This is a genomic window from Turicibacter sp. T129 (assembly GCF_025594975.1).
In the GTDB taxonomy this organism is placed as follows: domain Bacteria; phylum Bacillota_I; class Bacilli_A; order MOL361; family Turicibacteraceae; genus Turicibacter; species Turicibacter bilis.
In genome coordinates, this window is the sequence record NZ_JAMQUU010000016.1 from 105,494 (window position 1) to 127,350 (window position 21,857).

37 protein-coding genes and 1 tRNA gene are annotated in these 21,857 nt (G+C 34.6%); 34 read left to right on the plus strand and 4 right to left on the minus strand.

The window, feature by feature from the left end; translation table 11 throughout:
* Positions 1-11 precede the first annotated feature (11 nt).
* From NEH75_RS02735 to NEH75_RS02745, 3 genes are all read right to left on the minus strand, one after another.
* The gene (locus tag NEH75_RS02735) at positions 12-686 is read right to left on the minus strand and encodes a CPBP family intramembrane glutamic endopeptidase (RefSeq protein ID WP_055274940.1); all 675 of its coding nucleotides are present in this window, start codon (positions 684-686) and stop codon (positions 12-14) included.
* Positions 687-1,367: 681 nt separating this feature from the next.
* Complete coding sequence (locus NEH75_RS02740) at positions 1,368-2,483, minus strand: site-specific integrase (protein WP_262941011.1); 1,116 nt, start codon at positions 2,481-2,483, stop codon at positions 1,368-1,370.
* 63 nt (positions 2,484-2,546) lie between these two features.
* Entirely contained in the window at positions 2,547-3,053 is a 507-nt protein-coding gene (locus tag NEH75_RS02745) for a helix-turn-helix domain-containing protein (protein ID WP_262941009.1), read from the minus strand.
* A 169-nt stretch (positions 3,054-3,222) separates the two neighbouring features.
* On the opposite strand from NEH75_RS02745, the gene NEH75_RS02750 reads away from it, so the two are divergent.
* On the plus strand, positions 3,223-3,393 hold the full coding sequence (locus NEH75_RS02750; protein WP_262941008.1) for a hypothetical protein: 171 nt from the start codon (positions 3,223-3,225) through the stop codon (positions 3,391-3,393).
* Positions 3,394-3,395: 2 nt separating this feature from the next.
* Positions 3,396-3,677 carry a hypothetical protein gene (locus tag NEH75_RS02755; protein ID WP_262941007.1) on the plus strand — a complete coding sequence of 94 codons (282 nt, stop codon included), beginning with the start codon at positions 3,396-3,398 and terminating at the stop codon, positions 3,675-3,677.
* Here NEH75_RS02755 and NEH75_RS02760 read toward each other — a convergent pair.
* The gene (locus tag NEH75_RS02760; RefSeq protein WP_262941006.1) at positions 3,643-4,455 is read right to left on the minus strand and encodes a TIGR02391 family protein; all 813 of its coding nucleotides are present in this window, start codon (positions 4,453-4,455) and stop codon (positions 3,643-3,645) included. The genes NEH75_RS02755 and NEH75_RS02760 overlap by 35 nt on opposite strands.
* A 63-nt stretch (positions 4,456-4,518) precedes the next feature.
* On the opposite strand from NEH75_RS02760, the gene NEH75_RS02765 reads away from it, so the two are divergent.
* The 32 genes from NEH75_RS02765 to NEH75_RS02920 form a co-directional block, all read left to right on the plus strand.
* Positions 4,519-5,286, plus strand: a complete 768-nt coding sequence (locus tag NEH75_RS02765) for a Rha family transcriptional regulator (RefSeq protein WP_262941005.1) — start codon at positions 4,519-4,521, stop codon at positions 5,284-5,286.
* 15 nt (positions 5,287-5,301) lie between these two features.
* Entirely contained in the window at positions 5,302-5,562 is a 261-nt protein-coding gene (locus tag NEH75_RS02770) for a helix-turn-helix domain-containing protein (protein WP_262941036.1), read from the plus strand.
* Positions 5,563-5,837: 275 nt separating this feature from the next.
* Positions 5,838-6,083: a hypothetical protein gene (locus NEH75_RS02775; protein WP_262941004.1), complete on the plus strand. Its 246-nt coding sequence runs from the start codon at positions 5,838-5,840 to the stop codon at positions 6,081-6,083.
* Between the two features lie 10 nt (positions 6,084-6,093).
* Positions 6,094-6,417 carry a hypothetical protein gene (locus NEH75_RS02780; RefSeq protein WP_262941003.1) on the plus strand — a complete coding sequence of 108 codons (324 nt, stop codon included), beginning with the start codon at positions 6,094-6,096 and terminating at the stop codon, positions 6,415-6,417.
* Positions 6,408-7,202 (plus strand): hypothetical protein, encoded by a 795-nt coding sequence (locus NEH75_RS02785; RefSeq protein WP_411158679.1) that lies wholly within the window; start codon positions 6,408-6,410, stop codon positions 7,200-7,202. Before NEH75_RS02780 ends, NEH75_RS02785 begins: the two co-directional genes overlap by 10 nt.
* Positions 7,144-7,989, plus strand: coding sequence for an ATP-binding protein (locus NEH75_RS02790; protein ID WP_262941001.1), 846 nt, complete (start codon positions 7,144-7,146; stop codon positions 7,987-7,989). The genes NEH75_RS02785 and NEH75_RS02790 overlap by 59 nt, the downstream gene beginning before the upstream one ends.
* 273 nt (positions 7,990-8,262) lie before the next feature.
* Positions 8,263-8,418, plus strand: a complete 156-nt coding sequence (locus NEH75_RS02795; protein WP_262948497.1) for a hypothetical protein — start codon at positions 8,263-8,265, stop codon at positions 8,416-8,418.
* Positions 8,418-8,642: a hypothetical protein gene (locus tag NEH75_RS02800; RefSeq protein ID WP_262948498.1), complete on the plus strand. Its 225-nt coding sequence runs from the start codon at positions 8,418-8,420 to the stop codon at positions 8,640-8,642. The genes NEH75_RS02795 and NEH75_RS02800 overlap by 1 nt, the downstream gene beginning before the upstream one ends.
* Before the next feature lie 198 nt (positions 8,643-8,840).
* Complete coding sequence (locus NEH75_RS02805) at positions 8,841-9,476, plus strand: hypothetical protein (RefSeq protein WP_262948499.1); 636 nt, start codon at positions 8,841-8,843, stop codon at positions 9,474-9,476.
* On the plus strand, positions 9,439-9,672 hold the full coding sequence (locus NEH75_RS02810; protein ID WP_262948500.1) for a hypothetical protein: 234 nt from the start codon (positions 9,439-9,441) through the stop codon (positions 9,670-9,672). The genes NEH75_RS02805 and NEH75_RS02810 overlap by 38 nt, the downstream gene beginning before the upstream one ends.
* A 54-nt stretch (positions 9,673-9,726) precedes the next feature.
* A complete protein-coding gene (locus NEH75_RS02815; RefSeq protein ID WP_262948501.1) occupies positions 9,727-10,608 on the plus strand; it encodes a DUF1351 domain-containing protein in 882 nt (293 codons plus the stop codon).
* Positions 10,609-10,623: 15 nt separating this feature from the next.
* On the plus strand, positions 10,624-11,424 hold the full coding sequence (bet, locus tag NEH75_RS02820; protein WP_262948503.1) for a phage recombination protein Bet: 801 nt from the start codon (positions 10,624-10,626) through the stop codon (positions 11,422-11,424).
* Between the two features lie 110 nt (positions 11,425-11,534).
* Entirely contained in the window at positions 11,535-12,209 is a 675-nt protein-coding gene (locus NEH75_RS02825) for a putative HNHc nuclease (protein WP_262948504.1), read from the plus strand.
* Between the two features lie 275 nt (positions 12,210-12,484).
* A complete protein-coding gene (locus NEH75_RS02830; protein WP_262948505.1) occupies positions 12,485-12,898 on the plus strand; it encodes a RusA family crossover junction endodeoxyribonuclease in 414 nt (137 codons plus the stop codon).
* Between the two features lie 3 nt (positions 12,899-12,901).
* Positions 12,902-13,066 carry a hypothetical protein gene (locus NEH75_RS02835; RefSeq protein WP_262948506.1) on the plus strand — a complete coding sequence of 55 codons (165 nt, stop codon included), beginning with the start codon at positions 12,902-12,904 and terminating at the stop codon, positions 13,064-13,066.
* A gap of 2 nt (positions 13,067-13,068) precedes the next feature.
* On the plus strand, positions 13,069-13,614 hold the full coding sequence (locus NEH75_RS02840) for a LemA family protein (RefSeq protein WP_262948507.1): 546 nt from the start codon (positions 13,069-13,071) through the stop codon (positions 13,612-13,614).
* A gap of 5 nt (positions 13,615-13,619) precedes the next feature.
* The gene (locus NEH75_RS02845) at positions 13,620-14,336 is read left to right on the plus strand and encodes a hypothetical protein (protein ID WP_262948508.1); all 717 of its coding nucleotides are present in this window, start codon (positions 13,620-13,622) and stop codon (positions 14,334-14,336) included.
* Positions 14,337-14,372: 36 nt separating this feature from the next.
* Entirely contained in the window at positions 14,373-14,765 is a 393-nt protein-coding gene (locus NEH75_RS02850; RefSeq protein WP_262948509.1) for a helix-turn-helix domain-containing protein, read from the plus strand.
* Between the two features lie 27 nt (positions 14,766-14,792).
* The gene (locus NEH75_RS02855; RefSeq protein WP_262948511.1) at positions 14,793-15,023 is read left to right on the plus strand and encodes a hypothetical protein; all 231 of its coding nucleotides are present in this window, start codon (positions 14,793-14,795) and stop codon (positions 15,021-15,023) included.
* A gap of 28 nt (positions 15,024-15,051) precedes the next feature.
* The gene (locus NEH75_RS02860; protein WP_262948512.1) at positions 15,052-15,252 is read left to right on the plus strand and encodes a hypothetical protein; all 201 of its coding nucleotides are present in this window, start codon (positions 15,052-15,054) and stop codon (positions 15,250-15,252) included.
* A gap of 29 nt (positions 15,253-15,281) precedes the next feature.
* Complete coding sequence (locus tag NEH75_RS02865) at positions 15,282-15,431, plus strand: hypothetical protein (protein WP_262948513.1); 150 nt, start codon at positions 15,282-15,284, stop codon at positions 15,429-15,431.
* 44 nt (positions 15,432-15,475) lie between these two features.
* Positions 15,476-15,688: a hypothetical protein gene (locus NEH75_RS02870; protein ID WP_262948514.1), complete on the plus strand. Its 213-nt coding sequence runs from the start codon at positions 15,476-15,478 to the stop codon at positions 15,686-15,688.
* Positions 15,689-15,743: 55 nt separating this feature from the next.
* On the plus strand, positions 15,744-16,103 hold the full coding sequence (locus tag NEH75_RS02875; RefSeq protein ID WP_262948515.1) for a hypothetical protein: 360 nt from the start codon (positions 15,744-15,746) through the stop codon (positions 16,101-16,103).
* A 43-nt stretch (positions 16,104-16,146) separates the two neighbouring features.
* Positions 16,147-16,350, plus strand: a complete 204-nt coding sequence (locus NEH75_RS02880; RefSeq protein WP_262948516.1) for a hypothetical protein — start codon at positions 16,147-16,149, stop codon at positions 16,348-16,350.
* A gap of 34 nt (positions 16,351-16,384) precedes the next feature.
* Complete coding sequence (locus NEH75_RS02885; RefSeq protein ID WP_262948517.1) at positions 16,385-16,801, plus strand: hypothetical protein; 417 nt, start codon at positions 16,385-16,387, stop codon at positions 16,799-16,801.
* A gap of 175 nt (positions 16,802-16,976) precedes the next feature.
* Positions 16,977-17,052 (plus strand) — tRNA-Arg (locus tag NEH75_RS02890).
* A 321-nt stretch (positions 17,053-17,373) separates the two neighbouring features.
* Positions 17,374-17,688 carry an HNH endonuclease gene (locus tag NEH75_RS02895; protein ID WP_262948518.1) on the plus strand — a complete coding sequence of 105 codons (315 nt, stop codon included), beginning with the start codon at positions 17,374-17,376 and terminating at the stop codon, positions 17,686-17,688.
* Between the two features lies 1 nt (position 17,689).
* Positions 17,690-17,998 (plus strand): hypothetical protein, encoded by a 309-nt coding sequence (locus NEH75_RS02900; RefSeq protein WP_262948519.1) that lies wholly within the window; start codon positions 17,690-17,692, stop codon positions 17,996-17,998.
* Positions 17,999-18,135: 137 nt separating this feature from the next.
* On the plus strand, positions 18,136-18,660 hold the full coding sequence (locus tag NEH75_RS02905) for a P27 family phage terminase small subunit (protein WP_055165353.1): 525 nt from the start codon (positions 18,136-18,138) through the stop codon (positions 18,658-18,660).
* Positions 18,650-20,275, plus strand: a complete 1,626-nt coding sequence (locus NEH75_RS02910; RefSeq protein WP_262948520.1) for a terminase TerL endonuclease subunit — start codon at positions 18,650-18,652, stop codon at positions 20,273-20,275. Before NEH75_RS02905 ends, NEH75_RS02910 begins: the two co-directional genes overlap by 11 nt.
* Before the next feature lie 15 nt (positions 20,276-20,290).
* On the plus strand, positions 20,291-21,496 hold the full coding sequence (locus NEH75_RS02915; protein WP_262948521.1) for a phage portal protein: 1,206 nt from the start codon (positions 20,291-20,293) through the stop codon (positions 21,494-21,496).
* On the plus strand, positions 21,453-21,857 hold a 405-nt coding region (locus tag NEH75_RS02920; protein WP_262948475.1), incomplete at its 3' end, for an HK97 family phage prohead protease. The genes NEH75_RS02915 and NEH75_RS02920, both read left to right, overlap by 44 nt.

The window sequence follows — 21,857 nt, forward strand, 5'->3', positions numbered from 1 at the left end:
TCGTGATTTTTTTAAGTTAAAAATAAGGTGATAAAAACTAATACGGTTGAAATGAAGTTTTGTACAGCGTGTACACCAATTGAATACCAAATATTTTGATGACGATAATAGGTATATCCTAATGCAATCCCCATCGCCATGTATTGAATAATATAGATGAAATCTCCTGCACTAATGACGTGAATCATTCCAAATAAGAAACTACTTAGGAAGATTCCGAGCCATGGATGTTTAAGAAGCCCTCGCATAATAGTGAAGCGGAAAACAACTTCTTCGGCTAGAGGGGCACATAAAATCGTCATACTTGCCATTAAAATCGGATGGAATTCCATAAGATTCGTAATGACTTGTTGATTGATTGATGACTCAGCTGATTGGGTAAAGAAGATGACAATCATACCTGAAACGTATGACGCTGCAAATAAAAGACACCAACTAATTGCAACTCCTTTTATGAAGTGTTTAACAGAAGTGATTTTTTTAAATTGATCAGCTAGCTCACGACCAAAAAATGCGATGGAAACAATGACTAAAACGATATAAGAAATTAAGTTTGCAAACACTTGAATATCTACATCGTTTGTGCAAAATGTGGCTAATAAGTGAAATGAAATCGTTGGTAATAAAAACATCACAAAGATATAAGTAAAGATTAATAAGGTTGACTTTGCTTGACGTAAATTCATTTGACACCTCCCAATAAATCATGATTGTTATGATTTATTATAGCATATCACCCTTTAAAAAGAAATAAGACAGAGGTTGTTTAAAAACAGGGAAAACATCGACATAAAGTTCTTTTTTAGAGAAATACTGTCTTGGTTCGCATGTATGTTAAATTAGACATACTTCAGCCCCACTTTTTTGATAGGTGAGAATGCTTTTGAAAGCTGCTGGAAAAGTTTTAAGTTTGTGAATGGATGGAGAAATTTTGAGGGAATGGTAAACAAACCATTTAAATGATTTTAACTGATTTTATTTATTGAGATGATTGGATGTGGGAATCTTAAGAGTGAAATAGTCGTTCTTCTTTTTTGATACTAAGACATCTCATAGTTTCGATGGGTTCCCTTCCATTTCCAATAGAAATATGTCTTCTACTGTCAGGGCGTAGTTAGTTTTTACAAGGATAGATCAATGAATGGTTGAAAGACTGAAGGTGGTCTTTCTTTTTTTGTTGAATAAAAAACTTTTTTGTATTACCATAATAAAGATAAATTAATATAGTTATACAAAAAATATTTCTACTAAAATATGATATTATCAACGTTTTTAATGGTTTTGTATTTTCTTTGATGTAATGTTTTTTAATGAATTTTGATTATTTGCCACCATTTTGCCACCATACTTTTATTTTGGTGGCAATTTTATTTGTTGAATTTTCTTTCGAATAATTTGATGGCATCTACTTCGCCTTCTTTTGTAACATGACTATATGTATCAAGCGTAGTCGTGATACTACTATGACCTAAACGTTCTTGAATAACTTTTATATTAACACCTGCATTTAACAACATAGTGGCGTGAGTGTGTCTTAGTGCGTGGAATTTTAAGTCAACTCCTAATCGCTTACTCATTCTAGTTACTTTAGATGTAAGTGATTCCGGAGGAATAGGCGAACCATCTTCATTGCAGCAGACAAAATCTTGTTCTGTATAATATACGTTTCCGTAAAAATCTTTATTAGATAGTTGTTGTTTTCTATGCTCTAAAAGAGCATTTACTAATTTATCTGTCATCAATAACGTACGATTACTAGATGAAGTTTTTGTTGGTGATAACTCTAATCCAGTACCAACTTTATTCAATAGTTGTTTATCGAAAGTTATAAGTTTATTCTCTAAATCAACATTATCCCATGTTAATCCTAACACTTCACTTCGGCGCCCTCCGACTTGAGTTGCGATTAAAAAAGGGATATAATAACGAGTGTCTTTTAAATCTTCAAAGATGGTATCTAAATCGTCCAACGAAACGATTGCCATCTTTTTTTCTTCGCTTTTTTTCTTCAACTCTAAACGATCTAGAGGGTTATAAGAGATAATCATTTGCTTAATTGCTAATTTAAAAATATTATTTAAGACTTTTTTAATTGCAGCTATTGTATTGTTAGACAAACTTTTTTGCTTTTCTGCAAAGAATTTTTGAAGTATTTCAGGTGTAATACTTGTCATTTTTATAAATCCTAATTCAGGAATAATGTGATTTTTAAGCATACTATTGTATTGAACTAATGTGTTATATCGACAAGAATTGCTGGCGACATTCTCATACCAATAATTTGAGAATTCTTGCAAGGTGTAACTAACATTATTTTGGACAAAGCCTTGCTTTTCGTATTGTTGTAAAACTTCACGTAAGGCAGTTTCTGCTTCTTTTTTAGTTCTAAATCCACCTTTTTCCTTCTTCTTGTAAGCGCCATCTACTTTAATTGTAAAGTAATAACTCCATTTTTCACCACGTTTACGTACTGAACCTTTCATTTTATCACCTCAATTTCATATCTTTAGAAAACAGGATAGGGTATAAACCTTATCCTGTTTTTTTTATTTAACTACTTTTAATTTTTCTTTGTTTTTGTCGCTTGTGGTATTCGTAACAGAATAATCCGTATTTGGCGCTAATTTTGAGACACTTTTTATATATGCCTCCTCAGCTAATTCAACTTCAGTTTTAATTGATTGTGTTTCTTTAGCTTGAGGAGGGATATTGAATGTCTTGGTTGCAAATTCAAGTATATTTATTCTAGTTTGTGAATCGAATTGCAGAAACTTTTCTAATAACTCCATTTCGAAATCACTCATATTAAGAGATTTAATATATTCGGCAACGTCATTATCGTTTTGCGGAAGAAATATTTCGCCTTCTCCGTTTAGAAGCCAATATTTGTTTACATTGAATTCACGACAGATATCATTAATTGTCCTTGAGCTTACTGAGCGTCTTCCAGTTTCATAACATGCTATTTGCCCTCGAGATAAATTTAATTTCTCTGCAAACTCAGCTTGATTAAGATTAAGTAGTTTTCTTAATTTTTTTAGTCTTTCTTGCATGATTTAACCACCTTTCGTAATTATATTATCATCATTTTGTAGCAAAAGATACAATTTTATTCAAAAATTTTAAAGAAGTTGTTGCAAAAGCTACAAAATAGTGGTAATATTGTCGATGTGAGGTAGCAAACGTTACAAAAACTATGCCTCACTAAAGGGAGGTGAGAGAATGGAGAATTCTGCCGATAAAAAACCTGAAGTGTTTAGTCAGCTTGATGCGTTCAGATATATTTTGAACAACATGGATACAGTTGAGCAAAAATGCTTCGCAAGTTTTATTCATGGTATCGAGTTCCAAAGAATGCAATCATCTTTTGATAATAAATTACAGGAGGCGTAAAAATGAACAACATTCAACTGGGAGTATCTCAATCAAAGGGATATGAAAATGAAGAAATTTTTATAGTGTGTTGTGAAGTACAATATGGTAGCGGAAGTGCAAATTATTTTTTAACAGATTTAGATGGGGCATTATCAAAAAGAATTTGTGATGCTATGGTGTTTAAAAATAAAAATACTGCTCATAGATATGCGAGCAGTATCGAGTGTGTTTATCCGAATATTAATTTGTTAGGTAAAGTACAAGAAACTACTTTTGGTTTTCTATTGGATATGATGTTCTAAAACATAGATCTAATTTGCGATGTGCAAAAGAAATCATGGTTAATAAATCTATCGCATCTTGTTTATCAATATTCCAATGAATTTTAGCTTCATGCGCTGCGATATTTCGAAACATGGAAAAAATACCTAACAATAGATTTCTTAACCCAATATGTTCATTGCGTTCGGATGCGGTCTGAAGTGAATTAAGTGCTAGTAAAGGTCTTTCTCTATCAAAGGCTTTATGAACTAATGTTGAAGCATCATCTCCTAATCCAGTTTTTGAACGTATTTTATCAGATAAACTCTTTGTTGCCTCTAAAACTGCATGAAAATAGTTATCTTGAATAATTTCTTCTTTACAAAACTTCAAAACATCTGGATGGATATTTCGATCGAAAAGAATTTTATGGATTTCAGATGCTCGTGACTTAGCTTCATTAATTGTATTCGCTTTTAATGTTTGGCGTATTTTCCCATCGTCACATAATTTCAAAGATGAAAAAACCAGTACTTGATTTAATTCGAATAATATTTTTTGAAATTCATCATTCTTATTGATGAACGATACCGGTGAACAAGAGTGTTCTATAAAGTGTAGTACTTGATTTGAAGCGTTGTAACGATTTTGAGAGTATTCGAAAAAAGCATTAATTCTACGCCATTTAGTATACTGTGGACAATCTTGATAACCAAAATTTTCAAACAGTCCGGTTATTTGAGAACCAGTAAGAGAATCGCCAATTATTTTACTTATTTGTTCTAGTACTATCGGTTCTAATTTGGGAATAGGTGCCATAATTTCACCTCCTTTCGGTGAAATTATAACAAAATATGACAATTTTATAAAGGAGGAAGAGAAATGAACAATATCAATATTAAACCTTTTTACTCAAAAGGCTATGAAAATGCAGAAGTAATCAACATTCAAAATAAAGACGGAGTAGCAGTTGTAAGTAGTCGAGTGGTGGCTTATGACTTCGATAAACGTCATGACCATGTATTACGAGATATTAATAACATTATCGAATCTAATACAACCCAAAATTGGGGGCTACTATTTATCGAATCTCAATATAAGGCTTCAAACGGAAAAATGAACAAAGAATATCTACTCACACGAGATGGATTTAGCTTACTGGTTATGGGGTTCACAGGGAAAGAAGCTTTGCAGTGGAAATTACAATACATTGAAGCTTTTAACAAAATGGAGGAGCAGATTAAACAGGCGTCACATAATCCATACGCTAACTTATCACCAGAGTTGCAATCAATTATTATGCTAGATCAAAAGCAACAGATGTTAGAACAACAAGTTCAAACAGTTCAACAGAAGGTGAATGAAATTGAAGAAAATGCTAAGTTGGACCCAGCTGAATATAGTTTAGTTTCTAAACGAGTATCATCACGAGTGTATGAAGTTCAAAAAGAGCGTCAAATGAACTTAAATAAAAAACAGATTGGAGAGTTATTCAGAGCGTTGAACAGAGATATTCTTGAAATTACAGGAGTTAAGACACGTACACAATTACGTCAAAAGCATTTAGATATGGTGCTTGATTTTATTAATGATTGGTATCCATCAAGAGCAGCAATGTTTAACATTAATCAAATGAGTTTAGAGATTTAAGGAGGGGTGCAAATCATGGTAGATAAAAAAGAAAATCCAATTCCAATTCCACAACGTTTTGCAGTAACGTTGGAGGAGGCTGGTTATCTTATGGGGGTATCAGCTCAAACAATATCTAAATACATCAAGGCAGGGTTGATTCGTCCATTACGACCTAATAACAACAGTATTCGCGTTCGAGTACAGGATGTTGAGGAGTTGTCCGAGCGTATGGTTGGTCATGTTTTCGACGCTAACGAGATGGCGTTAAAGCCTATCGAAGTATACGGAATTTAAGGAGGAAGAGGAATGGATTTAAAAGATTGGTTAATAGTTGTTTTGATGTTTTTAACAGCAGCAGTCTTTATTGGAACAATTATTTATTTAATGCAGTTAATGGGATATTAAATTTTTTCGCTCTAACTTAGATAATTAATGAAATATCTAAATTAATTTTAAGGCTCATTTTCTTCGATTTAAAGGTGTTTGAATTTTCACCAGTGTTGTTTATCGGATTTTTATTTCAAACACCTTAGACAAAGAAAAACAACAAAATTTGGAGGGATTAAACAATGGGAGTTATGGATATTCACACATCAATGGATAAAGTGATTATATTTGGAATTTTATTTGTTAAAGAGTCGAATACGGTTCAAATTCGCCCACATGGATCTTTAAAAGAAATTGTGAGATTGAATATTCAATCAATTGGGGAGTTACAACGCTTTGCGGTGGAATGGTATTACAAGAATATTTATCATCAAAACTTTGGTGGAAGAGAAATGGCACCTTATGAGGTTGTCTTAAAGAATTATTAGGAGGTGCTGTATGACTTATTTGCTTGCAGTAGATGCAAAACTGAAAGATTTGATTAATGAAAAAATTGAAAATTGGGAAGAGGGGAAAAGTTGTACATTTAAATTTAGCTTCACAGAAGTTGGATTACTTCATGAGCCATCAGAAAGCGACTTAGATATATTAGTTGCTGACCTTCCGTACATTGAATCGTTGGAAGTCGGAAAAGATGAAACTTTATTAGTCACGATTGACAAACATACGTTAAAAGCAGCGTACGAAGCACAACTTCAAGAATGGATAGAAGAGAGTGATTTGAAACAGTTTGGTCGTTATGAGAGTTGTGGGTGGATTTGATGGCTGTATATCGACAAGTCTATATTACATTTTGGCAAGACGAATTCATCTTGGAGCTAACACCTGAAGAAAAGTATTTCTATCTGTATTTAATGACAAATTCTAAAACATCGCAGTGTGGAATATATCAGTTACCGATTAAGGTTATGGAAATGGAATTAGGATACAACAGAGATACAATCATTAAACTTATTGAAAGATTTGAGCAATACGGAAAGATTGCATATGATGAATCAACTAAAGAAGTGGCTTTGGTTAATTGGTTGAAGTTTAATCCAATAAATAACATCAATATTCAAAAGTGCGTAGAAAAGGAATTGCAAGGAATTAAGAGTGACTTTTTAAAGGAAAAATATAACCCCCTTATAAGCCCCTTACAAACCCCTTGCAAGAAAAAAGAAAAAGAAAAAACAAAAGAAAAAGAAGAAGAAAAAGAACAAACAGATAAAAAGAAAAATAAAAAGAAACCTGCTAACGCAGATTTCATCTCGCTATTTTCTTCTTATACAACAAATGAAAATCTAATTGAAGCATTAAGTTCTTTTGTTGAAATGAGGGTTTTAATCAAAAAGAAACCAACTGAACGTGCTATGAAGATGATTTTGAATAAATTAGATAAACTAACCTCTTCAGATGAAGAAAAGATTTTAATCTTAGAACGATCTATCTTAAAAAATTGGACAGATGTTTATGAGTTAAAGACTCAGAAGCAAAGGGGGAATACAGATGCAAAGTCTATCAGAACTATTGGGGAAGTCGACTCAACAGGACGCCAGTATCTCTAATTTAACGGAAGTTGAACGAGTTCAGTATTTTGTCAATGTAGATAATGCACGTCAAGGACATCTGAATCAGAAAGACTTCGACTGTAAGGTTTGTTTAAACAAAGGATGGATTGCAGTGGTTCAACAACATAATGACATCGTTACTCAAGCTACAAAAATATGTGGATGTATGGAAGTTCGAAAAATGATTCAAAATGCACGTTTAAGTGGGATGGGCGAATTATTAGATCATCGTTTAGAAAATTTCAAGGTTGCGGAAACGTGGCAAGGAATTGTACTTGAAGGAGCTAGAAATTACTTAGAACATCAAGGTGACTCGTGGTTTGCTATTTTGGGTCAAAGTGGAGCAGGAAAGACAATGATTTGTTCAGCTATTGCTAATAAATTATTGAAACGATATAAGAAAGTCAAATATATGGCTTGGACTGAATTTACGGAGAAGCTTAAACGAATGAGGTTTGATGTTGACCGTGATGAATACTTTGATGAATTTAGTAAAGTTGAGGTCCTATATATTGATGATTTCCTAAAAGGAAGTGTTGTAGATGATTCAGGAAAGTTGAAGGTTAATCCAACCGATGTAAAATACGCCTTCCAGTTGATCAATGAACGATACAACAAGAGATTAGTCACTATTATTTCATCAGAGTTTATGATTGATGAAATTAGAGATTATGTTGATGAAGCTGTTGCAGGCCGCATTAATGAACGGTGTAAAGAGTTCTGTCTACAGATTAAGAAAGATGGAAATAAGAATTATCGTTTTAAACAAGGAATAATTTTGTAGAAAGGTGGTGATATGAATGCTGTATAAAAATAAAAAAAAGAGCACAACTGCTACCAACAGTCATGCTCCAAAGAGATTAGTTCACCATGTAAAATCTCGAAGACATTATACAGTATAGACAAAATAGAATCAATGTATTCACTAAATATAACAAAAATTAGACATTTTAGGAGGATATGAATTATGGAACGTAAATTAGATGAATTAGGACGATTAGTAATCCCAATGGAGTTCAGAAAAGCATTAGGATGAGGGAAAGGTGCGCGAGTGAATATGCAAGTTTCAGGTAACAAAGTTATTTTAACAAAGAGCGAATGTTGTTGTGCAATTTGTGGTTCGTCAAGTGAGTTGAAAGAGGTTAAAAGTGTTCGTATGTGTCAATCGTGCATCGACGAAATTAAAGCAAGTGATTTTTGGGAGGAAGTTTAATGGATCAGTTCTTAAAATTAGGAGAAGCATTAGCCTCAATGGCTCGCATTATGGCACAGGAAGAAGGGATTGTCACAGCAGGTGTGACGATTCCTCAAAATAAATTCAGTCGTGAGGATTTAGAGTATTTAAGTAGTGTTATTACAAAAGAGCTACCAGTTGAAGTGGAGTATCACCGTGAAGAAAGGTTTGTTGTAGTTGCCTTTACTCGAAAGTCGGTGTGATATGAGTAAAGAATTTGATTACAGCAAGATCATAGAGTGTCCCTACTGCACTAAGTTTTCTGATTATAACTATGACAAATGCCATTTAGGGCAACAGGAAGTTGTTAAGTGTGAGTGTGGGAGGAAGTTTGTGGTGACATGTGATAAATATGAGTATTTTGATTGGCATGAATTTTACGAGATGCAGGAGGAAGAGTAATGAACGGATTAGAAGCAATTGAGTTAATGAAGCAAGGGAAGATGATTAAAAGTGGCATTTGGATTTATAGCATGGATAGTGATGGGGTGATTTGGCTAAAAACTGAATCACACACAGGTTGGGTTGAAGCACATACATTCAATATCCTAGCTAATGATTACGAAGAATACATCGAACCTAAACCATTAACAGGTTGGGAACGTGTAGATGGGAAGATGTATAACGTGATTCTTATTAATGACTTAGGTAAATCAATGGAGTGTGGGCAATTCAAGGATGATATGTATTATAAACAAGCCAATTACTTCTCAACCGAAGAAAAAGCAGAGGAAATCAATTTCAAACAAACGTTATTCCGTAAGTTACAACGTTTTAGTGATGAGAATGGTGGGAATGAGATTAATTGGTTAAATACAAATCAACAAAAATTCTTCATTACCTATTACTACGATACTAAAGAATTGGATTTATACTATGTTTGCAATGATAAAGATTTTGGTCAAGTTTATTTCATATCAGAAGAAATCGCAGAAAAAGCAATCGAATTATTCCGTGATGAATTAATCAAATACTTTACGCATGATTGGAGTGGGAAGGATGAGACACCGATTAATCTTAACTCGGAAGAAAGATAAAGCGCAGTTTATTGTAACAGAGATAAAGTTAGAACGCGGGGAGATCGTAAAGCTTTGTGCGGAGTCAGTGGAACTCATCGAAGGGAAATACATTAATGAGTTAGTCTTTACTTTTCCGTGTGCTCAAGCGGTCAAACGATTTAAGCGTTCGTTTAAATTAAGTCATTTGTGGGAGGAAGTTTGTGGTGACGTGTGAGAAGTATGAGTATTTTGATTGGCATGAATTTTTAGAATTATCGGAGGAAGAGTAATGGAATTACAAGTATTACAACAATCAATTCCAGTAGTGGAATTTAATAAAGAAGATTTACGAGTATTTTTAGAACAACAATTAGAGAAATATAAAAATTTAGTAGTGACAGTAGATACAGAAAAAGATTGTAAAAAAGCTAAGGCAGAACTTGGAAAGTTAGAAACGGCAATTGAAACCTTCCGTAAGGATACTAAAAAGCAGCTATCAGAGCCTATTGCTCAATTTGAAGCGGATTGCAAGGAATTGGTAATGCTGATCCAGGAAGTTAAAAAACCTATAGATACTCAACTTAAAGAAATTGAGGAACGTCGTAAGGCAGAAAAAGAAGCTGCGATTCGAGAAGAAATTGAAAAAATCGTGATTGAGTATGAGTTAGATGATAAATATAACGCTCAAATTCAAATAAATTCGACGTGGTTAAACAAATCAACCTCTATGAGTAAAGTTACCACAGAATTAAAAAACCTCGCAGAAACGCTAAAAATCGCCCAAATGAGCGTGACTCGACATCAAGAGATTATTAAAGCGACTTGCGAGATGCATAATGCACGGTTAAAAACACCTTTAGATGCGACTGGATGGATTGAATTATTAGCAAGTGGTGAGGAAGTTCAATCAATTGTAGATAAGATTCATGCAGAAGGTAAACGACGTTTAGCTGCTGAGATTGAAGAAGAAGAAAAAGAGGCTAGAGAGATTCTGAACCAACCGGAGAATGAGCCAGTTGTTCACGAAGAACCAGTGGAGCCTATTTACAAACCTAAACCTGATGAACCGATTATGTCAGCGACTATTAAATTGTATGGGACCGCAGAACAATTCAAAGCTTTCAAAAATATCATGGCAAGTATCGGAATGCATTACGACATCGTTAAATAATAGGGGGAATTTAAAATGACAAATACACAACAACAAAACCATTTAGCAGAAATGCACCAAAAACATCAACAAGCAATTCAAGAAGGATATTATCAAATTCACAAAATCGAAACAGATTCAGGAACTATCGAATTATCAATGGCGCAAATTCGTGATTTCTTAGTGGAACCAAACTCAAAAGTCACACCACAAGAGTTAATGATGTTCTTGAAGTTATGCCAACACCAAAAATTAAACCCATTCATTAAAGACGCTTATTTGATTAAATTCGGAGATCAACCTGCATCAATGGTTGTTTCTAAAGATGTTGCATTTAAACGAGCATTTGCCAATCCAAATTATGATGGAATGGAGTCTGGGGTTGTTGTCATGAATAAAGAGACAGGAGCGCTAGAACAACGAAAAGGAACTCTTTATATCAAGTCTCGTGAAGAGTTAGTAGGAGCTTGGGCAACTGTTTATCGCAAAGATATTCCTCGACCTACAGAGGTGGTAGTTAACTTTGACGAATTTGCTCAAAAGAAAAAAGACGGAACACTCAATGCTAACTGGACTAATCGTCCTGCTGTGATGATTCATAAGGTAGCTGAGTCTACTGCATTGAGAAAGGCGTTCCCTGAGACTCACCAAGGAATGTATGATGAGTCAGAAGTTGTAGATCAATCACAACAGTCACAACCAACACCGATGGCTGGAGTAGTTGAAATCAAATCTGAACCAGTGAATAAAGTTAGCTATGCTAATCGCCCACAAAAGCAACAAGAGATTATTGACTATAGTGAGTTAGAGCTTCAAGATGCGAGCCATTTATTATAAAAATGTTTGAAAAAGCTATATTTTACGATTATACAGAAACCGAAAAGGGTGCGTGGTTCAAGGTCCACGTCCCTGGATGGTTTGCTCCAAAGAAGCTGATTCAAAAGTGGATGAGTGGAGCTATCCGATTTGATGATGGACGTAGCATAACATCAGCGCAAAATAAATTAATCCACGCTTTAATTGGGGATGTGGCAAAACATTATGACTACCATCCGTCAGAGAGAAAGCAGTTAAAAGAAGATTTAAAGTTACAGTTCGCTGAGGCATACGGAATTGAAGTGTTTAGTATATCCGATTTAGATGTTCCTACAGCAACAGAGTTTATAGATTATTTAATTGAGTTCATGTTGTTATGGGATATTGAGATGAGCCCTAAGGTTAATGCGATGGCAAGGACAACAAATAATTGGATTTATTATCACATCATGAATGGTAAATGTGTGTGTTGTCAGAGAGATAAACGGACAATAGGTATTCATTTGCATCATACAAATCCGATAGGAATGGGGCGAGATAGAAAGAAAGTTGATCATAGTGAACATAAATTCTTAACATTATGTGCTGATCATCATCAAGAAGCTCACACAATTGGACAAAAAACATTTAATGCTAGGTATCACCTTGACGGGATTAAGTTAAGTAAAGAGTCATTGGTGGAGTTACGGGTAATGAAGAAGTGTGACTTAACAGAGTTAGAGGAAGCGGAGGCGGAAGTGAATGGGGAGCATCATATGCAACCACTGTGGATGCAAGGCGGTAAAGAAACAGGCTCAAATTTGTGAGTGTGGATCTTGGTATTGTAGCTTCCATTGCTTAGTTCAAAGTTTGCATCAAGTTGGTGTGAATCAGTACACATTCGACGAATTAAATCGTTGTGGTCAATGTGCGGTAGAGAAATTGAAAGTAGGTAAATTGAGATTTCCGTAAGGTGATAAACATTTGAAAAGATTATTGGCACCGCATTTATTGATTTATGTGATAGGTGAGGTTAAGCCGGAGAAGAGACGGAAGAAAGTTAGTGAAAATCAGTTGAGTTTATTTTAGGAGGAAGAGTTATTTGAGAACATTTAAGATTCCAGGTATGGTCCAAGCTAAGCAGCGACCGAGATTAAGCAGGGGGCGTGTTTATACGCCTCAGGCTACGGTCAATTATGAAGGATATGTGAAGTGGTGTTATTCTGATTATGCCAATCGGATGGAATGGACACCTATTGAGGGGGCTATAAGAGCCGAAATTGGGGTGTTTATGCCGATTCCTAAGTCAGATAGCAAGAAGAAACGAGCGTTGAAAATAAGCGGACAAATACGTCCTACAGTGAAGCCTGATGCAGATAATATCGCTAAGAGTGTGTTAGATGCCTTAAATGCTCTAGCGTATGCAGATGATAAACAGATCGTTGAGTGTGAAGTGAAGAAATATTACGGTGAAGAACCTTGTGTGTATGTGAAGTTGATTGAGTTGGAGGGATAAGAAATGAGTAGTGAAGGAGTATTGTATTGTGTTCCTATGAATATCTATCAAATCAATGATTTAATAGATGGACTGGAATATAGATACGAGTTAGATGATGCGGATCAGAATCTGTTGAATAGATTGAAGTCATTACAAAATCAAGTAAATAATCAAAAAGGAGAGTAGAAATGAAAAATTTAAAATTAATTGGAATTAGTATCTCAAGTGTATTAGTAGTTATTGTTTTATGTGTGTTTATGGTGAATGGAGTTCAAAATAAAGCTATCTCATTAGAAGAGCAAGTGAGAGTTGCTTATTCTGATATAAATGTCCAAGAAAAACGACGAGTGGATTTGATTTATAACTTAGTTGATACTGTTAAAAATTATGATAAACATGAAGCTGAGACGTTACAGAATGTAGTGGAGGCCCGAGCGAATGGAAAAGGTGATATTAGTGATGTAACAACTTTAATTTCATCTGTAGCAGAAGCTTATCCAGAGTTGAAGGCGAGTGAGAATTACAAAGAGTTAATGAATGAATTAAGTGTAACTGAGAATTTAATTGCTCAATATCGCAGTAACTATAACAAGCAGATCAAAGAGTATAACCGTTATGTTAGGAAGTTTCCTAATAAGCAGATGTTAAGTTTATTGGGTTATGAAGAGGCAGGGTTTGATTACCTGAACTATGATGCTCCTTCAGATGCTCCAACCCATTTGTTCGGAGAGTAATTCATATGGAGATTACAAAAAGAGAGATCATCTTTAGTGTGATTATTATAGCTGCTATGTTAATTATCGGAATTATAATATCAGGGAAAATTTCCGATAGCATCTTCGATAGAAATGAGAAATATAATAAAGCGATTCACGTTGAGGATAAAGATTTATTTGAGTATGGAATGAGGACGAATGTCGGAAATGCTTTTGTCTACGGTGATTTGGTTGCCGTAGACGGAGTTTCTTATCCTGAAATTGATGGCGAATATATGTATATCAAGAAAGTAAAGGAACGATATACGCAGCATACTAGAACAGTTAGCTATAAGTGTGGGAAAAGTACCTGTCATAGAACTGAAACTTACTGGACATGGGATAGAGTAGGTTCTGAAGAAAAACAAAGCGAGAAAGTTACCTTTTTAGATGTAGAATTTGAGTTTAATCAGTTCAATAGACCGGATGATTCATATCTAACGACAGTTAAGGAAAGTTCTCATATTAGATATAAATATTATGTCATTGAACCTAAGTTAACAGGAACGATATTCGCTAATTTGAAAGATAATACGATAGCAGATAAGGCCAGCATGTACGAAAATAAAACAACAGATGAAGCTTATAACTATTTAATTGATGGCGAAGGCTGTTTATGGGTGTTTTGGATAGTATGGATCGTGCTAATCGGTGGAGTGATATACGGATTTTATTACTTAGAAAATGAGTGGTTATATTAAAAATGGAAATTTTAAAGACATTTAGGAGAGGTAACCGTGACGCTAGGTGAGTATTTAGAGGTTAATAAGATGACACAGGTTGAACTGGCTAAATTAACAGGAGTGCCAGTAGAGTCGATTAATAGGTATATCAATCACGGAGGTGGTTTTAGCCCTAAGTACACACATGCGTTAAGAGCGGTTGGGATTGATATTAAGAACAAAAGAGAAAGGGAGATTAATGGATTTGATCAGTTTAAGTTTTCAGTACAGTACACGCTTAATGCGACAAAGAAAGCTGATGTGATTTATTGTTGGACCAACGAGCAAGTGGATTATGCTACTAGCTGTCTAAATCGTAGGAAGATTGCTTATTACAGCTACTATAAGGATTGCTACTGGGTGATTCACTATGACAAGAGTTTAGATATCGAAGAACAGGTATGCTAAAAAACTAATTTTAAAGGAGTGATGTTCATGAAATTTGTTGGTTTTAATCTAAAACAACCTAAAGTAAATAATAGTTATGGAAATATACTTGATGATTTAGGTAAAGAATGCGAGTTAAAGGTGTGCTCAGTTGGTCATGGGTTGGTATTTACTACAAAAGATTCAACAACGACAACAAGTGAAGTTATCTCGATAGATGAAAGTTTTAGCCACATTTTAGTACAGACACGAAATAGCTTTTATACATTTGAGAAGTAATTAAAAATATAGTTTTAAGAGGTAGCTTATGAATGTTAAAGAATTTAGTGCATTTATAATAGTTTTTCTTGGTGGTTTTTTGATTGTTACGTTTTGCATATTTATGGGCGATAACTCAAGTAATTATGTAAAGGCTAATCGATATAGTAGTTGTATCGAAAAACTTTCTGATAATGAAAAACTAAGTTTTGACGAGATGAAAGAGGTATGTAGTCAGTATTTAAAGTAATTAAAATTGATGATCTATGAGGTGAGAGTGTGGAGAAAATAGTAGATTTACCATGCGAATGCGGACGTATTTATTGTAGGCCAGTAGATGATGACGACAATAAGAATGAAATTATTAGTTATAAATGTGAGTGTGGGAACACTATGGAGTTTTTGATTGCTGAGCGGACTTTAAAATAAGAAAAGGTACAGGTTTAATTGCCTGTACCAGTAAGGAGGGAGTTATGAAGTGGATCAGTGGGAAAGTTGGTTTTGTTGTAACTACAATAGCCATAGATGGGAGTCGATATCTCGTGGCAGAAGATAGATTAACTAATAAATTTAGATTGGTTAATCTATCTTACGGAACAGTTTGTAAAGAAGAATTTGATAGCTTTAATGATGTATTAGATGTTTTAGAATTGAACGAACATCTAATACAGAGAACAGAGTTTTAGCAAGATTGATATATCGTAAAATACAAATTTTAAACACAAATGGGAGGTTGTAATAATGGAAATTTGGGAAGCTAAATTGGTTTTATGTACGGATGAAAATGATAATTGGAAAACATTCTTCAAGTTTGAGAAAGCGAAAGGAAGATATTCTGAACAAAAAAGTGTTTATTATGAACAAAATGGTGGACAGTTTATCGCAAATACAGTTCCAGTTGAAAAAGTAATTTCAAGGCATTATAGTTCTTATAAGGTGTCACAAGGATTTGAGCATGAATTGTCAGAGCAAGAATTAATTAAAGTTGAATCCGATATGAAAGACTTTTTAGTTTCTAAAATAATGTACGATAAAGACGAGTATTTAAATGATTTTTTTAAGAAGATTATCTGTTTAGGTGTCAAAGAATTTACGTTGTAGCAAATAAAATTAAATTTTTATGCGCGGTTAAGGAGTGGGATATATGACACATAAAGAAGTTTTAGAATCCTTGTTAAGTGGACAAATAGTTAGAAGAGATGGAGTATTGTGTGACTATTTGTATAAAATGGTTGATGAAACAATATATTATGTAATCCCTTACGGAATAAGTCGTCATGATTGGAAACCAATAGAAGTTGACGATGTTTTCAAATTTTATGGCAGATTTTCCATTTATAAAAAGTAATTAAAATCAGAAAGTTTAGCGTAGGGGTGAGAGTATGAAGGCGAAAGATATTTTAAAAGAGTATTCGTGGAATTTAAAACGTGTGGCGATGTTAGAGTATGATTTGAAGTGCATAGATAATCAAACTCTAATCAAAGTTACTGATTATAGTCAGGATCATGGCGGTAATGGTGGTGGCATTGAAGATAAATACTGGCACCGCATTGAAGAGAAGAAAATGATTGAATTAGAGTTATCTGTTTTAAGACCTGATATTGCGCGAGTTGAAAAGGCATTAGATTTGATTAGAACGACTCATCCTCAAGAGTGCGATGCGATGTTATTGCGTCATGTGAGAAATAAGAGTAACCCAGCGATTGAGATAGCGCTAGGAATTAGTGTTAATACAATCACAAAGAAGATTAGATGTGCAGAGTCGGAGTTAGAGATGTTATATAAAAGTGCGGTGTGATTTTTTTGTGAATTATTTGTGATTTCATTGTGAAAATAAAGGTGCTTAAGGTGATATTATGATAGTGTCATTAACGCGACGGAATGAGTGGTTAGGTCTTATTACTCACAATAATATGCATTAATCGCAATACTGAAATCGAGTTAATCGTCAGAGGGAGAAATCCCTCGCTCATGCTCCTTTAGCTCAACGGATAGAGCACAGACCTTCTAAGTCTGCGGTTGTAGGTTCGAATCCTACAGGGAGCACCAAATGACGAGACGTTTTTGCTACTGTTTCATTACGAGCCATTTTTATGGCACCTCCTCCAATAGTTAAATTTTCACATGAAGTAGTTATCCTTTAGATAGCTACTAATATGCTTGTGTAGCTTATGTTAGTAAAGCTTTAATACGGTGAAGTTGGTGCAAATCCAACCGCAGGCGCCCCCCTAACTTAACCTAAAGTCTCTTCAAGTCTTTAGGTAATTCTCTCTTTTCATCCCAATATTTATAAAATATCCCCTGTTTTATAAGTTATAGGCACACGGAAACGTGTGTTTTTTTGTTTACTGTGATGGAAGAGGTGAAGATATGGACTATATACAATGGATATTAGATGGCAGAGAGGATAAATTTTACAACTCTAGGCCTTGGAGAAAGCTTAGATTGAAAGCTTTAGAGAGGGATCATAACGAATGTCAGTTGTGCAAGAAGAATCCAGAGGTTAATAAGATTGTACTGGCTAACACAGTGCATCATATAAAGGAAGTTAAAGACAGACCTGATTTAGCGATGGATTTAGATAATCTAATCAGTCTATGCCGTGGCTGTCATGAGAAGATACATCAGAGAGAATTGATGAAGCGTGAAGCTAAACCTAAATTTATGAATGAGGAGAGATGGTAAGATGAAACATTTTATTAAATTCAGAAATGGTGTGATTAGAGTTGACTCTATTGATGCTATGACAAAACGACGTTTGTTGGATGATTGTTATGTCTCTATTTATGCAGGATCAAATGAGTTCAGTGAGAGTTTTACAACAGAAGAAGAACGAGATAAACGATATGAAGAATTGATTAAGGAGATAGAGGAGTATTATTTATCTCGAAAGGTCTTACTAACTTTGAACGCTATTAGAGAGCAGTATGGTTTGAATCCAATTGACATGGGAGATGCTGCTATAATTGAAAAATCATTGCTGCACGCTAGATAGCCCCCCCTTTCAAATTTTTCACGTTTTTTAGGGAAAACGTACACCGGGAAAGGGTAGGGGCCAATAGTTCTCTCCCTCGCGCACGAGAGTTTTTCTTAAAAGGTTGCAGTTTAAGTCGTAAGTAGGAGGTGTTATTTTTGGAAAAAGAAAAGGTCAGAAAAATGGCTCAACAGATGTTTGAAAAAGGCAAGTCGTACTCGGAGATTTCTAGAAAATTTAACATCTCTGAAAGTACGCTTAAATCTTGGAAAAGACGAGATGATTGGCAACGTGCAACCCCCCATAAAAAAAGAAGTGCAACCCCTAGCAAAAAGAAAAAGGTTGCACCTAAAGGGTTGCAGTCGAAAAAAAGTGATGAGGAGTTCAATCGCATCAAAAATAATTTGCTATCTCAGCTTAAATCTAAAGGTGCTCATGAGGATGCCTATATCGATTTGGTTAATGACTATATGTCGATGTGGAAGATTAAGAATCAGTTGATTGAAGATATTAATGATAGAGGTGTCCAGGTAAAGACCTATAATAGTAATGGTCAGATGATCTACAAGAAAAATGACAGTATTGTTGAATTGCCTAAGTATAATTCTCAAATGCTAAAACTTCTAAATGATTTAGGATTAAGTGCATTAGAAGTTGATAGTGGTGATGACGATGATCTATAACAAATATATTGATGATTATATTTGGAAGGTAGAACACGGAGAAATTATTGTAGGTGAAGATATTAAAAAGTTAATTAAAAACGTGATTCACCCAAAACTTTCACAACCAAACATTGTTATTAAACATGAGATGATTGAACAAGATATTCAAAAGACAAATGAATACTTTCCTTTTGAACTGTTAGACTGGCAAATGTTCATTATAGCTTTAACACATTGCTATTATGATGATGACCAATTAGTTTGGGATATCATTTTTCTTATGTGTGGTCGTGGAGCCGGTAAAAATGGATTTATGTCAACACGTTGCTTCTATTACACCACACCATTTCACGGTGTTAGGGCATATAATGTTGACATCGTGGCTAACTCTGAGAAGCAAGCTAAAACTTCGTTTGAAGATGTTTATGATGTCATTGACAGTAATCCGAAGTTGCAAAAACATTTTAAGTATACAAAAGAAGAGATTATCATGAAAAAAACAAATTCATATATTCACTTTAACACTAGTAATGCAAAAACCAAAGATGGTCTGCGTCCTGGTGTTATTTTGTTTGACGAGATACATGAATTTGTTAGTTACGATAATATTAAGGTTTTTACATCTGCATTAGGTAAGAAAAAATATCCTAGAACATTTATTATCACTACTAATGGTAATGTTCGCGGTGGAGTGTTAGATGATTATCTTGAATTAGCAGATTCTATTTTGAAGGGGGAAAATAAAAATTCCAAGATGTTGCCGATTTTATATCGGTTAGATTATAAAGATGAAGTCCATAATTTTGAAATGTGGAATAAAGCTAATCCATCACTAAGGTTTTTTCCAACATTGAAAGCAAAAATGGAACAGGAATATTATGAGATGGAACGTCAGCCACAAATGGCCGTCGAGTTCATGACTAAGAGAATGAATTTACCAGCTCAAAATTGCTATACGCCAGTAGCGACCTGGGATAAAATAGTTGCAACGAACAGACCTATTCCAGAATTACATGGATTTCCTTGCATTGGCGCTATCGATTACGCTTCAGTACAGGACTTTGCATCGTGTGGATTGTTATTTAAGTATGGTGACGAGCGTGTATGGTTTCAACATACGTTCATTTGTCATAAGGCCTTAAAAATGGAGAATAGAGAGTTTAAATTCGATATTGAAGCTGCAAGAAAACAAGGATTATGTACGATTATCTACGAGGATTGCATAGATGGGCGTCATATCGCTAAGTGGTTCGTCGAACAAGCTAAGAATTACCGCATTCGCAACATCGTTTGTGACGATTACCGTAAATCTATATTAACTGCTTCATTCGCAGAGGTAGGATTACCTTTAAATACAGTACGAAGTGGTCCTATCACTCACTCTAAAGTATTTCCGTTAATTGAAACGTTGTTTGCAACAGAAAAAATCATATTTGGTGATGATATGATGATGCGTTGGTACACAAATAACGTTTATGTCGATACAGATGGCAAAGGGAATAAAACTTATATGAAGATTGAGCCACGTCTTAGAAAGACTGATGGCTTTTTTGCATTTATGCACGCCATGAGCAAAGATGAAGAGATTCCAGTTATTCAACAGAGAAGACCTATCACTTGCTTTGCTACTTAGAAAGGAGGTGAGAGAATGGGAATTGCGAGTTGGCTAAAAAGCGCTTTTTCAAAAGAAGAAGCTGTTAGAAATCAAATGACCGTTGTGGCAGAAGATAAATTGACGATAGAAGTCTTTTATAAAGAATTAGCTATCCAGTCGTGTATCTCGTTTATTGCTAATGCGTTAGTCATGAGTGAGTTCCAAACGTTCGAGAATGGTCAAGAAGTGAAAAAAATGAACCATTATTTGCTTAACGTAGAACCTAATCTTAATCAGAATGCGACAGAATTTTGGCATGAAGTTATTTGGCGATTAATTTACGATAACGAGTGCTTAATTATCCAATATGACGATCAATTCTTTGTGGCAGAGGATTTCTCGCATAGCGAATTTGCATTTAAAGAGGATATTTACTCGAATGTAGTGGTTCGGGGGTTCTCGCTAAGTCGCTCTTTTGTGGAATCGGAAGTCTTTTATCTTAAATTAAACAACAAACACATTAAAAAGATAATTGATGGACTTTATGCAGATTACGGCGAGTTGTTAGTAAGAGCTAAATCTAACTTTAAAAAGTCCGGTGGACGTAAAGGTGTCTTTTATCAAGGTGGGTTTGGCCCTGTAAGTGGTGATGATTACGATAAACAACAACAAATGCTACAACAGAACTTTAAAAAATACTTTGAGTCTGAAAATGCGGTGTTAAATTTATCAGACGGTGATAAATACGAAGAAAGCCAGTTTATGTCAGTAGGTAAAGATAGTCGTGATATTCGCAATCTAGTTAATGATGTGATTGATTTTGCTTGCGCTGCCTTCCATATCCCTAGTGGTGTCGTTCGCGGGGATACAGTTGGAGTTGCTGAACAAACAGATAATACGATTATGTTTGGAATTAATCCATTTGCTAAGCTGATTACAACAGAAATTAATCGCAAATGGTACAGAATGACTAACTATCTTAATAATTCATTCGTCAGAATGGATACGAAGAAGATTCGCGACGTAGATATTGAAAAAATGTCTAAATCAGCAGACTTGCTATTCAGAATTGGAGTTCATTCAGTGAATGAGAATCGCGAAATGTTTGGTAAATCGCTTATCGATGAAGATTGGGCGAATGAACATTATGTTACTAAGAATTACAACTCAATCCTTGATAATGAATTTAATGATGACTTGAAAGGAGGTGGTGAAGATGGAAAACATGGAACAAAGAACAATGAACCTCGAGATTCGTAGCGCAGACATTGAAAGCCGAAAATTAGTTGGATATGCTGCGACTTTTAAAGAGGAGTATACGAAGTTGACAGACCGTTGGGGTGAAGTTTTCTATGAACGTGTCCGTCCAGGAGCTTTCAAGAAATCATTATCTGAACGTGATGTTTTCATGCTTATTAACCATGATTGGAATAAAGTTGTTGGGCGTACAGGTTCAAACTTAGTCTTAGAGGAAGATGAGAATGGATTACGCTTTGAATTAGATATTCCTAATACTACCGATGGGAATGACTTGTTAGAGAATGTCCGTAATGGCTTAATTCAAGGGTGTTCATTTGGCTTTAATATCAAAAATCAAACGACACGCTGGGATGATAATTGG

Bases quoted from the DNA above. Each gene is read 5' to 3' on its own strand.
- NEH75_RS02740 (WP_262941011.1), bottom strand. From the start codon at position 2,483: ATGAAAGGTTCAGTACGTAAACGTGGTGAAAAATGGAGTTATTACTTT.
- NEH75_RS02735 (WP_055274940.1), bottom strand. From the start codon at position 686: ATGAATTTACGTCAAGCAAAGTCAACCTTATTAATCTTTACTTATATC.
- NEH75_RS02750 (WP_262941008.1), top strand. From the start codon at position 3,223: ATGGAGAATTCTGCCGATAAAAAACCTGAAGTGTTTAGTCAGCTTGAT.
- NEH75_RS02775 (WP_262941004.1), top strand. From the start codon at position 5,838: ATGGGAGTTATGGATATTCACACATCAATGGATAAAGTGATTATATTT.
- NEH75_RS02825 (WP_262948504.1), top strand. From the start codon at position 11,535: ATGAGTGGAGCTATCCGATTTGATGATGGACGTAGCATAACATCAGCG.
- NEH75_RS02910 (WP_262948520.1), top strand. From the start codon at position 18,650: ATGATCTATAACAAATATATTGATGATTATATTTGGAAGGTAGAACAC.
- NEH75_RS02815 (WP_262948501.1), top strand. From the start codon at position 9,727: ATGGAATTACAAGTATTACAACAATCAATTCCAGTAGTGGAATTTAAT.
- NEH75_RS02745 (WP_262941009.1), bottom strand. From the start codon at position 3,053: ATGCAAGAAAGACTAAAAAAATTAAGAAAACTACTTAATCTTAATCAA.
- bet (WP_262948503.1), top strand. From the start codon at position 10,624: ATGACAAATACACAACAACAAAACCATTTAGCAGAAATGCACCAAAAA.
- NEH75_RS02760 (WP_262941006.1), bottom strand. From the start codon at position 4,455: ATGGCACCTATTCCCAAATTAGAACCGATAGTACTAGAACAAATAAGT.
- NEH75_RS02855 (WP_262948511.1), top strand. From the start codon at position 14,793: ATGAAATTTGTTGGTTTTAATCTAAAACAACCTAAAGTAAATAATAGT.
- NEH75_RS02755 (WP_262941007.1), top strand. From the start codon at position 3,396: ATGAACAACATTCAACTGGGAGTATCTCAATCAAAGGGATATGAAAAT.
- NEH75_RS02860 (WP_262948512.1), top strand. From the start codon at position 15,052: ATGAATGTTAAAGAATTTAGTGCATTTATAATAGTTTTTCTTGGTGGT.
- NEH75_RS02790 (WP_262941001.1), top strand. From the start codon at position 7,144: ATGCAAAGTCTATCAGAACTATTGGGGAAGTCGACTCAACAGGACGCC.
- NEH75_RS02800 (WP_262948498.1), top strand. From the start codon at position 8,418: ATGGATCAGTTCTTAAAATTAGGAGAAGCATTAGCCTCAATGGCTCGC.
- NEH75_RS02805 (WP_262948499.1), top strand. From the start codon at position 8,841: ATGAACGGATTAGAAGCAATTGAGTTAATGAAGCAAGGGAAGATGATT.
- NEH75_RS02765 (WP_262941005.1), top strand. From the start codon at position 4,519: ATGAACAATATCAATATTAAACCTTTTTACTCAAAAGGCTATGAAAAT.
- NEH75_RS02870 (WP_262948514.1), top strand. From the start codon at position 15,476: ATGAAGTGGATCAGTGGGAAAGTTGGTTTTGTTGTAACTACAATAGCC.
- NEH75_RS02835 (WP_262948506.1), top strand. From the start codon at position 12,902: ATGAGTAGTGAAGGAGTATTGTATTGTGTTCCTATGAATATCTATCAA.
- NEH75_RS02840 (WP_262948507.1), top strand. From the start codon at position 13,069: ATGAAAAATTTAAAATTAATTGGAATTAGTATCTCAAGTGTATTAGTA.
- NEH75_RS02845 (WP_262948508.1), top strand. From the start codon at position 13,620: ATGGAGATTACAAAAAGAGAGATCATCTTTAGTGTGATTATTATAGCT.
- NEH75_RS02900 (WP_262948519.1), top strand. From the start codon at position 17,690: ATGAAACATTTTATTAAATTCAGAAATGGTGTGATTAGAGTTGACTCT.
- NEH75_RS02880 (WP_262948516.1), top strand. From the start codon at position 16,147: ATGACACATAAAGAAGTTTTAGAATCCTTGTTAAGTGGACAAATAGTT.
- NEH75_RS02780 (WP_262941003.1), top strand. From the start codon at position 6,094: ATGACTTATTTGCTTGCAGTAGATGCAAAACTGAAAGATTTGATTAAT.
- NEH75_RS02795 (WP_262948497.1), top strand. From the start codon at position 8,263: ATGCAAGTTTCAGGTAACAAAGTTATTTTAACAAAGAGCGAATGTTGT.
- NEH75_RS02770 (WP_262941036.1), top strand. From the start codon at position 5,302: ATGGTAGATAAAAAAGAAAATCCAATTCCAATTCCACAACGTTTTGCA.
- NEH75_RS02810 (WP_262948500.1), top strand. From the start codon at position 9,439: ATGAGACACCGATTAATCTTAACTCGGAAGAAAGATAAAGCGCAGTTT.
- NEH75_RS02895 (WP_262948518.1), top strand. From the start codon at position 17,374: ATGGACTATATACAATGGATATTAGATGGCAGAGAGGATAAATTTTAC.
- NEH75_RS02915 (WP_262948521.1), top strand. From the start codon at position 20,291: ATGGGAATTGCGAGTTGGCTAAAAAGCGCTTTTTCAAAAGAAGAAGCT.
- NEH75_RS02885 (WP_262948517.1), top strand. From the start codon at position 16,385: ATGAAGGCGAAAGATATTTTAAAAGAGTATTCGTGGAATTTAAAACGT.
- NEH75_RS02875 (WP_262948515.1), top strand. From the start codon at position 15,744: ATGGAAATTTGGGAAGCTAAATTGGTTTTATGTACGGATGAAAATGAT.